This window comes from Bartonella sp. AA78NXGY, assembly GCF_042197005.1.
In the GTDB taxonomy this organism is placed as follows: Bacteria; Pseudomonadota; Alphaproteobacteria; order Rhizobiales; family Rhizobiaceae; genus Bartonella.
The window spans coordinates 1-524 of sequence record NZ_JBHIRI010000114.1 but is presented as its reverse complement, the minus strand read 5'-3'; the positions used below and the strand labels follow the sequence as shown (position 1 = coordinate 524).

The 524-nt window shown below is 44.5% G+C and carries 1 protein-coding gene; it reads right to left on the bottom strand.

From position 1 onward, the window contains the following. On the bottom strand, window positions 1-524 hold a 524-nt coding region (locus tag ACFINL_RS09935; protein WP_375651512.1), incomplete at both ends, for a DUF4815 domain-containing protein.

The window sequence follows — 524 nt, the reverse complement described above, 5'->3', positions numbered from 1 at the left end:
GTGGTGGTGCGCCGCATCACTTTCACATCAATCAGACCTTGACCGGTAAAAAGCCCCGTTGCAATGGTTCCACCTTTTCCCCTTGCCACAACGTTTTTTGTGCCAGCCGTAATATTTTGTGGAATCGTGAAAGCGCCCTCAAGGGTGCCCTTGCTATCGGCAACAAGAAGACTCTTTGGTAAAACATTCACACCATCAAAGGTAAGACTTTCCAAGATTTCGCTACTGCCAAAACCTTCAATTTTAAAGTGAAGGGTAATTTGTCTTAAAAAGTCGATTTGTTCTTGGTGTGTGTTGATGAAATTATCGCTTACTTCTGTTCTACGTATGGTACTGCCGCGATGTTTTCCCATAATGATTTGATTGGTGATACCCGAGAGCCAATCAGTGCGTTGTTCATGCCAGAAGTCTGTCGCGGGTTCAAGGGTTACTGTACCAGGCAGGGGTGCAAAATTTTGATAAGGATTGATTTTTTCGCAAGCCGTTGTCAACTCTTGCGCAATGATCACTTCATTTGTCCAGTC